10 protein-coding genes and 2 pseudogenes are annotated in these 9,010 nt (G+C 40.1%); 3 read left to right on the top strand and 9 right to left on the bottom strand.

Annotated features, from left to right (window positions below):
• Nucleotides 1-136 precede the first annotated feature (136 nt).
• From IM322_RS02775 to IM322_RS02755, 5 genes and pseudogenes are all read right to left on the bottom strand, one after another.
• A pseudogene (locus IM322_RS02775) lies at nt 137-568 on the bottom strand (aminotransferase class III-fold pyridoxal phosphate-dependent enzyme); the annotation flags it as partial.
• A 426-nt stretch (nt 569-994) separates the two neighbouring features.
• Nucleotides 995-1,228 carry a photosystem I reaction center subunit IV gene (locus IM322_RS02770; RefSeq protein ID WP_287673936.1) on the bottom strand — a complete coding sequence of 78 codons (234 nt, stop codon included), beginning with the start codon at nt 1,226-1,228 and terminating at the stop codon, nt 995-997.
• Between the two features lie 78 nt (nt 1,229-1,306).
• On the bottom strand, nt 1,307-1,936 hold the full coding sequence (locus IM322_RS02765) for a DUF6391 domain-containing protein (RefSeq protein WP_287673935.1): 630 nt from the start codon (nt 1,934-1,936) through the stop codon (nt 1,307-1,309).
• Nucleotides 1,933-3,054: a tetratricopeptide repeat protein gene (locus tag IM322_RS02760; RefSeq protein WP_287673934.1), complete on the bottom strand. Its 1,122-nt coding sequence runs from the start codon at nt 3,052-3,054 to the stop codon at nt 1,933-1,935. The genes IM322_RS02765 and IM322_RS02760 overlap by 4 nt, the downstream gene beginning before the upstream one ends.
• A gap of 15 nt (nt 3,055-3,069) precedes the next feature.
• Nucleotides 3,070-3,771 (bottom strand): 16S rRNA (uracil(1498)-N(3))-methyltransferase, encoded by a 702-nt coding sequence (locus IM322_RS02755; protein ID WP_287673931.1) that lies wholly within the window; start codon nt 3,769-3,771, stop codon nt 3,070-3,072.
• Nucleotides 3,772-4,093: 322 nt separating this feature from the next.
• On the opposite strand from IM322_RS02755, the gene IM322_RS02750 reads away from it, so the two are divergent.
• The 3 genes from IM322_RS02750 to IM322_RS02740 all read left to right on the top strand — a co-directional run bounded on the left by IM322_RS02750 (nt 4,094) and on the right by IM322_RS02740 (nt 6,920).
• On the top strand, nt 4,094-4,264 hold the full coding sequence (locus IM322_RS02750) for a hypothetical protein (protein WP_287168908.1): 171 nt from the start codon (nt 4,094-4,096) through the stop codon (nt 4,262-4,264).
• 308 nt (nt 4,265-4,572) lie between these two features.
• Complete coding sequence (locus IM322_RS02745; RefSeq protein ID WP_287673929.1) at nt 4,573-6,513, top strand: AAA family ATPase; 1,941 nt, start codon at nt 4,573-4,575, stop codon at nt 6,511-6,513.
• A complete protein-coding gene (locus IM322_RS02740; protein ID WP_287673928.1) occupies nt 6,513-6,920 on the top strand; it encodes a hypothetical protein in 408 nt (135 codons plus the stop codon). Before IM322_RS02745 ends, IM322_RS02740 begins: the two co-directional genes overlap by 1 nt.
• A gap of 42 nt (nt 6,921-6,962) precedes the next feature.
• On the opposite strand, the gene IM322_RS02735 is transcribed toward IM322_RS02740, so the two are convergent.
• The 4 genes and pseudogenes from IM322_RS02735 to IM322_RS02720 form a co-directional block, all read right to left on the bottom strand.
• Nucleotides 6,963-7,214, bottom strand: coding sequence for a hypothetical protein (locus IM322_RS02735; protein ID WP_286825350.1), 252 nt, complete (start codon nt 7,212-7,214; stop codon nt 6,963-6,965).
• Between the two features lie 4 nt (nt 7,215-7,218).
• Nucleotides 7,219-7,977 carry a hypothetical protein gene (locus tag IM322_RS02730; protein WP_147068835.1) on the bottom strand — a complete coding sequence of 253 codons (759 nt, stop codon included), beginning with the start codon at nt 7,975-7,977 and terminating at the stop codon, nt 7,219-7,221.
• 30 nt (nt 7,978-8,007) lie between these two features.
• Nucleotides 8,008-8,400 (bottom strand): Mo-dependent nitrogenase C-terminal domain-containing protein, encoded by a 393-nt coding sequence (locus IM322_RS02725; protein ID WP_286825352.1) that lies wholly within the window; start codon nt 8,398-8,400, stop codon nt 8,008-8,010.
• 314 nt (nt 8,401-8,714) lie between these two features.
• Nucleotides 8,715-9,010: pseudogene (locus IM322_RS02720) on the bottom strand (hypothetical protein); the annotation flags it as partial.

The following is a 9,010-nucleotide window of genomic DNA, read 5'->3' as shown; positions in this document are numbered from 1 at the left end:
TAACTTTAAACTCTAAGACAAACATTTTACGCAGGGGGTACTTAGATAAAATCAGTATAGCACAATAAAAGTTAAGTTAACAAGCTATAGTTTAAAAAGCCGTCCTAAAAGGACGGGGCTTTAACCCAAAATTTCGGTAAACAATCTTGCTGCGTCCGGTGGCGTAGCGGCTGAATTTAATGGCGGCCTCGACGGTTTCTGTGCCGGAATTGGCAAAGAAAACTCGTTCTAATCCTGTCGGTGCGATCGCTGCTAACCGTTCGGCCAGCAATCCCGCTAGGATGGAAGCATCCAATTGGACTAAATTGGGCAGTTCTGCCGTCAATACTTCCTGTAAAGCTTGCACTATCTTGGGGTGATTGCGTCCGAGGGCGAAAACACCAAAACCACTCAGTAAATCCAGATACTTTTCCCCGTGATTGTCGAACAAGTATGGACCTTGGGCTTTAATGTAGTGGCGATCGTAACCGATCGTTTTCAGTACCCGAACCATCTGGGGATTTAGATATTGTTCGTGGAGGGTAAAGTTTTCTTCTAGTCTTTGTTCTATGAGTTCTAAAATGCTCATAAATTCCTGATTTGATTACTGAAAAACTAATTGTTAAACAACCCAAACCCGATTATGTTGATAGCACATTATCATGATCTTGGGTTATTTAATATCATAAATTATTTAAATATATTTTGTCAAGTATTTAAGAAATTATCTAGGATAATTAAACTCATTAACTCTTGTTGGCTAAAGGTTACAGCGACTTTTAGATAATTTATTAGTCAGTTTTTATATGGTAGAGGCGCATCGCGTGCGCCCAAAATGTAATATCAGTAAACAGTGAACTGATAACTGATAACTGATAACTGATAACTGATAACTGATAACTGATAACTGATAACTGATAACTGATACAAGGCTGATAGCTATAAAAAAAAACCGACCGACAAGAGAGAATTCCCGTCAGTCAGTCGGTGATGATAGGCCGAATTTTACTCAGCTTTATTTCTTAGCGGGGGCAGCCTTAACGAGTTCCAATTCACGTTCAGCGAAGTTATTGGTATTCAGTCCACTGGCGCTACCGCTAAAACCGTGGTAGTTAACAGTGTCAAAACGGACGATAACGGGATAGAGGATACCACTTTTATCAACACTGGCTACGGTTCCCACATCATTGTACCAGTAAGACTCTTTACGTTTGATTCTAACTTTGGCTCCGCGTTCGATTCCAGGCATAGCTGTTGTTTTTTTTAAGGGTTTAGTTAACAGGTTACAATCAGAGCGAGTTTGCCGAAAGGGTTTTTACTTTAAGTTTTATTGCAAATCTTGCCACTCTGTTTGGACAAAATGCCCCGAACGTCCCCATAGGTCTGGCTTTGGTGCAATGTTAACGATTGTTAAGTTAAAAGGAATGGCCGTAGTCAGGTATTTTTGGGCCGACATTCCCACATCTGGCCCGATTTGAAAAGCGGCGGCGGTGGCTAAACCTAAGCCTAATAACTGAGAAATCGGACCTCTGGGTAAGAGAAGATGAGTTCCTAAGACTAAGCCGGCGGTTAAGGCTAAAGTTACCGATAAATTGGTGCCACAACGCGGATGTAATGCCAATTGCCCCTCGCCATTTTTGAGACGATGGAGCGCCTGTTTGGCCGCAATTTGCAGTTCATTTGTATTAACCTGCCCGTAGAGATAAAAACCCCTATCGGTGGAGAGTCCTCCTAGGGCTTCGTTATCCGCTTGGGAATGGTCAAAAGGCGATTGACGACGGGCAGCCATTTCGCTTAATACCCAGACGGTGGCGTGTTCCAAGGCGTGAACCTGTCGCAGGGTCAGAAATTCTTTGAACCCGGGGATAAAGCCGATTTGTGCCAGTAGATCGCTGTCTTGCTGGGGCGAGGGGTTAAACCAGTCGAAAGAGGGGTTAGAAGGGCTACTAGGGGTCATAAAGTTGCGGTAGGGGGAGTTTTTTCTAGAAAGATGAGGGTGCTATAGAGTTGAAAGGCGGTGTCCCAGTAGGTGTCTTCAATGCGTAATAAGTCCAAATGGGGATTGACCATGGGCAGTAATTCGTAAAAATCGGCGGTGGTTTCGGCAAAAGCTGGAAAATCTGACCACAGGGGAACTGCTGCTAGTTGTTGTTTTAGGTAAGAAGCGAAATGATTCCAGTTATCTCGATTGCTGGTCTGTCTTTCCCGACTTTGTTGGTGGTCGGAAAAAGTAATCCCCGCTTGAAAGTGGTAATGGCGATCGCAAATACGGATAATTAAATCCTGTTTTTTCAAATGTAGATCAATAATCTGGGCATAATCAAGAATACTAATTTTTCTCACTTGATGGCGGCGCGCATCCATATCGACACATTCCCCAAAAATCGGCAAGATTCCCTCTACCACGGCGGTAACTTCTGACCAATCAAAAGTTATACTTGCGGTTAGGTCGTGGGAAGATTGATAGACTAGGGTGGCTTCTGGTTGGATAGCCCGGAAATATCGAGCTAAATAGACCCTAGGCTGGTTAATCGCTTTAATTGGCTGGCAAAAACAGGGAATTCCTTCTTTTCGCAAGTCGTGAACATATATTGCTAATTCTGCCATTGCCCCGACTCGATACAAGCGCCACGAACGACTAGGGATGTGTAAGCGGGCGCTATAGGCATCTATTTTAAATATTTGGGCAAATTTTAGAGCTAAGGGCTGTTTTTCTGCGTTAGCCACCGGTTCAAGAATTAAAAGCCCCATTTCTCGATTACTAGGGTTGGTTTTGGCTTTTTCGAGGGCAGCCTGTCGCTGTTGTTGTTGCTGTTCAACTTCCACCTGTTCAATTGCTTCTAAGCGGGCGATTCCTTGACGAATTTGGGCGATAAGTTGAGGATTAGCGGTTAATAGCAACATTTTTCGGTATTCTTGCCCTGCTAGGGCGATTTCTCCCGTGATTTCGTTTAAACGCGCTTGGTAGAATTTCAGCCAAGGGTTATCGTTTTCTCGGGTCTGGAAGTCGTTGACAAGACGGGTGGCAGTTTGATAGTCTTGACGATCGATCGCTTCAGCAATTTCTTTGAACATAGAAACTCCGGTCGATTAGCTGTCTAAATAGGCGTTAATGATAGCGAGAGCCACTAAGGGAGCGGTAATTGTTCTCAAAATCCGTTTTCCCAGTGATACAGGTAGAAAATCAGCAGCGATCGCTTGTTCTATTTCTGCCTCCGTCCATCCCCCTTCCGGTCCGATGGCAATGGTTATCTCGGTTGATGTTTGCAATTGAGAAAGTAGCGGGTCCACTGTTCTACGGGTAACACCAATATAACAAGTTGTCCCTGGGTTAGCTCCCCGGTTAAGGATGGCTAAAAATGGTTGTGGTTCTTCGATAATGGGAATAATCTGTCTTTCTGATTGTTCTACAGCTTCCCGGGCAATTTTTCGCCAACGGTCAATTTTTTGAGGACTAGGATTAACTAAACTGCGTTCTGTCAGCAGGGGAATAATCCGATAAACTCCTAATTCGGTGGCAGCGCGAACGATATCATCAAAGCCATTTTTGGGAATTGCTACCATTAAATTCACTTGTACTGGTAGTTCGGTAGTTTCGTTTATCGCTTCTAAAAGATAGGCCGAATTATCGATTATTTCTGCTAACCAAGCTTGTCCTTGTCCATTTAGGGCAATAAAACGGTCATGGGATTTTAAACGAACAACTTTTTTAAGATAATGACTTTGTTCGGGTGTTAAGGCAATTAACCCGTTTTCTAGGGTATTAAAATCGAGAAGAAGACGATAATACAAGGCGGTTTATTCTATATTGCTATTGTGTTCAGAATCACTGTCAGCTATCTATTTTAGCTTTTATGGTGTTTTTGTATAAGGTTGAGAGTAGATCAGCTTATAGCAGTTATCTTAATGGTGAAGTACGAAGTTTTCCTTTTGGGTAGTCAGTCGTCAATCCCAAATTAGGTTATACTTCATGTTTATGACAAAGGCTATAACTTACTATGGCCTTACCTACTCAGATATGTTATAAAATTTATCCTCATCAAGGTATATCTTGCCAAATAAGAATTAAGACTTGACAATCTCCACTCCCTAACCCCTAACCCCCAGAAAATCCATGGACATAACTGCTAAAATTAAAGAACTAGCCCAAAAATATGAGATACCTCCCCAACTGCTCAAGGAAGCCATGGCTTTAGAAGTAGAAAAAATTACTCTAAAAAATCGGCAGCTATCACCTAAAATTGTCAAACTTATCGAAAAATATACCGACTCCTCACAATCATAAATTTTATAGATCTCTTGCATAATTTATTTTTTGGAAGTAGGGAGGCACAATTATTTTTAGTATGGGTTAGCGGTAGCGTAACATAAGCGGAAGTTGGGTTTCATGCTTCAACCCAAACTACATTCATCTTATATTTAATTCCACCCACCCACTTAGTTTAAAAACGACAAAAATAAAGATTAAGTTGCATAAAATCTATAAATAAACCATTTAATTGATTATTATTCATTCTTAATTCTCCTGATTACTGACTACTGGCTACTGACTCCTAACCAACCACAAAATTTTTGATTTTTACAAGAGTTCTTATGACTTTGAGACTGAAACAAATTCGCTTAACTAATTGGAAATGTTACCCTAGTCAAAATATTACTTTTAACCTGCATCCCGACAGAAAAATTCAGATTATCTTCGGTAATAATGGCCACGGTAAAACTTCTTTGATGACAGGGATTTTATGGTGTCTCTATGGGGTAGATATTCTATCTAAGGAGACCCTGAAAACCTATTTTTATCGAGGTAAGGGAGATTCTTCACCGACAATAGAAATGCGGGTAGAATTAAATTTTACTAAAAACGAGAAAAATTACTTTATCAGTCGCCAAGCGAAATTAAAATTTAATGGTAGCAGTTCCTATCCTAGCGTAGAGGAAGCATTATTTTATGAAGATGGAACCATGAGAAGTAACTCCAGGGAATATATCGAAGCATTGCTTCCTAAATCTATTCGAGATTTTTTCTGTTTTGATGGCTCAAAAATCGAACAATATACCCAGATTACTCAAACTAAAGAAGCAAAAGAAGCAATTGAAAAAGTTTTAGGTATCCCGGAATTAAGAAATCTGCGTGATGATACAGAAAAAGCCTTGCAAGAATTAGAAAACCGTTTAAATAAAGCCAAGGGAACCAGTCAAACCTTTAGAGATAAGCTGCAAGAATTACGAGAATTAGAAGAAGACATTGATCTTAAAAAAGGTCAGCTTAAAAATGCCAAAGATAGCGAAAAAGATGCTATAATTATCTACCAAGACGCTCAAGAAAAAGCCGCTCAGATTGAAAGTTTACGAGAAAAATTAGAGGAAATTCATAACTTAGAGAAAAAGCGTATCGGTTTACAAACTCAGTTAGATAACCAGCAAAAGTCTATCGATTCTTGGTTAAAAAAAGCTTCGATACCTTTGCTGATTAACTTTGTACAGGAAATGGTCGATGATTTGCAAGTTACTAGCTTAAAAAGCACTTATAAAACTAATTCTACAGTAATTTTAAAAGCAATACTTGACGATGAAAGCTGTCTATGTGGTCGTTGTTTAGATAAAAATTCTCGGAACTTTATCCTTCAACAAATTGCCGAACTAGAGTCCTTAGAAGTGGACAACGCTACCAGAATAGAAAAAGACCAAATTAGAATTGATTTACAGGGAATTATGCGAGATAATGCTAAATTTAGCAATTATAGTCAATTACTTTTACAAAGAGATCGTTTAGAAGAAAAAACCGAAGAAATTAATCAACATATTAGACAGCTAAAACAGGAAACCACGGGAATAGATCAAGACTCGGTGAGGGAGATTTGGCGAAAAGTTGGCGAATCGGAACGAAAAGTCAAGGAGATTGAAGAAAGGATCGAACGCTTGCAAAAGGAAATCGAAATCAAAGAAAAGCAATTAGAAAATTTACGCAAAGAAGTGGAAATTTTAGCTAGTGAAAATCAGACAACATTGATGTTATCTAATCAGGTTAAAATGGCCAGAGGTTTAAAAAATGCCACTAACGAATTAATCGAATGGCATATCGATAATTCCCAAAAAATGATTAATCAAGCAACCAGCGATCGCTATTTACAAGTAACCAACAAACCGGAGGAATATAGAGGAGTAGAAATCACTCCCGAATACACTTTAGGAATCCGTACCATCACAGGAAAATTATTACATCCCGATGTCTTAAGTGCGGGAGAAAAGGAAGCTTTAGCTTTTGCTTTTATCACCGGTTTAAATCAAATAACCGATACTTGTGTTCCCCTAATTATGGATACACCTTTCGGCCATTTAGACGAAGAACATCAAAAAAATATTATTAACTCTCTCCCTAATTTAAACTCCCAAGTAATTATTTTAGCCACCGATCGCGACTTGAATGAAAATCTGTTAAATCTCTTACGTCCCCACACTGCCGATATTTTAAAAATTAACCGTTTAGCTGCCGATGAAGATGCTTCCACGATTGAAGTAATGGAGGGTTACTAATGCAGAGAATCGATCCCAGTTTGAAGATTTATGCCTCGGAAACTTCCAGAAATTATCTACAGGTACTAAAAGATAATAAAACTTTTGAGCGCATGGTAGATGCTTATTTATTCGCCGCTGCTTTTGCCATTAAAGAAGACTTCAGTATCTACGGAATAACCTTAAATAATCGACAGGATTTAATTACTATTAGCCAAATCGATCCAGAAGTTATTTTAGCTTTAACCGCAGGAATTTATATTATCTGTAAAAAGAATTCCTATCCTCAACCCAGCGATGGCAAAGAAGTTTTAGATAAGATCTGTCAATACGCAGAAGTGGGATTAAGGGAATTAAAAGAACGCTGGCAAGGCAAAGTCAGCCATCAAATTCAAGCTGATATTGAAAGAATTATCAATAATCTCTGAAATTCTCGGCATCTAACTATCTTTTTTAGGGATAACGTCAAATTACATTCTTTCCACACTGCCAAAAAAGACGGGTTCCACGCGAATAGCAATGATACTAGCCGGACGTAAAACCATATATTCCCCTTGGATATTTCTGATCGGAACATTGATAAAATCCTGGGAATCGGCTTTCGGAACTAATTCGTTGCTGTACCACTTTTGAAATTCTTGGATAGTCAAAAAACGGACTTCCTCGCGATGTCCACTGCTTAAGAACAAATGTACGGCGTACTCGTCAGCTTTTCTACTCATTTTTTTAACTAATCAGATTGAATTTTTGTAATAAAGTTGCCATTAAAGGCGGAAAAGTGAGACGCAATTCGCTAAGATCCGAGAAAATTAATTTTTGGTAGCTTGGCAGGTCAAAAGCTAGTTTACCCTTTAATTCCGCTCGATTTTGATAGGTTAGCAGAATTTGTCCGCCCTGTTTACAAGCGATCGCATAACCTAATTCTACACCCACTAGGGGACTGGGCAGCAATTCCGTTTCCTTTTGGCTAATCGCCGTAGCATCGGCAATAAATAATAAACTTTTGCGAATTTTGCGTAATTGACTATCACTCAATCTGGTGACATTGCCCTCAGTTCGGGGCGTTTCTTCGATGGTTAAGGGCAAACGGGAGCGTTTATTGAGATTTTCGACGGTTTCGGTCAAAATTGTTTTTAAAGCGGTGCTAGAGTCCTTAAATTGGCTTTGGGAGCTAAAATAAATGACGGGATCCAACCAAGCGCTGAGGTCCTGTTTAGTAAAGTAAATTTCTTGGGAAATCAGGTCAATATTCGAGATGACGTAACCGCCACTACCTTCGAGGTAAAATTCCACCCTTTCCCCTTCTAGATAGCGTTGGAACCAGACAGAACCCTGTATCGTCAGACTATCATCGAGAAAATCGGCCCTTAAACCCGATTTTAAGAGACTATTGCGACTTAAGCGCAAGTCGTGGGGACGTTTGACAACCTCGCGGATAGGTTCGTATTTGTCCAGATACCAAGCTTTCAGGGCAATGATGGCCATAGGTGTGGCGATTAAAGACACTCACCCATTCTAGCAGTAAGCACCGATATCCTCTCCACATTCATCGGCTAGGTAAGAAAGAGCGCGAAATCTTAACATCATTAGGTTTTCGTAGAGGGGATTTAGCTTGCAAAGGGGCGGAATCTCTAGAATTGTCCGGCTAAATAGGGTAATTTTCCGCGCAAAGGGACATTGAGCCGGAATTAGACGACAAATCTGATGAGCTAGTGCAGGCGTATTAATCTCTAGGCGATCAATTCGTTGCCGCAGGGGTTGCCATAAATCCCATTTTGGTTGCGGTGACGGGTTTTTCCGATTGCCTTTCGACCAAGGGGCAATCCAATTAGACAAAATTATTTTATTTGTGGTATAATCTGATACATCAGCATTGGCCATGGCTTTACCTTCTATTGATTGACTCATAAGGTTCTATCTGAGATTACGAGAGGGCGAACAATCTTTCCCGAAAATCCTCTAGGACGTTCAGACATTTGACCGCTTTAACGATAACATCTCTGGGATAACAGATGTGGCTTATCGCACCAGCAGCCCAGATGCGGGAGTAGCATTCTAGCGATGACGAGACAGAATTATCTCGCCGAATGATAGGAGTGAACTAGACAGAATCTATTGAAAGCGAATAGGCAACAGAGGACAATAGATAACGTCACGAGTGAGTTTATCTAGATTAATCTCTAAGCTTCGTCCAAAGATATTGGCTCTGATTAGAGCTATTTCTAGGTTAGCAAAAACTCAGGTTTTTTCACGTCAGCATAGTACATTTTTTCTGGGTATAAAATAGCACCCGCTTTTGTCAAAGATACGCAATCCAACGGGTGGGGTGTGGGGTGTGGGGTGTAGGGTGTGGGAATTATGAATTTTTCAGTGAACAGTAAACAGTGAACTGATAACTGATAACTGATAACTGATAACTGATAACTGATAACTGATAACTGATAACTGATAACTGATAACTGATAACTGATAACTGATAACTGATAACTGATAACTGATAACTGATAACTGATAACTG

Source organism: Microcystis sp. M109S1 (genome assembly GCF_020247025.1).
Lineage (GTDB): Bacteria > Cyanobacteriota > Cyanobacteriia > Cyanobacteriales > Microcystaceae > Microcystis.
Note: the sequence above shows the minus strand (reverse complement) of the source record. Positions and strands in the feature narration are given on the sequence as shown.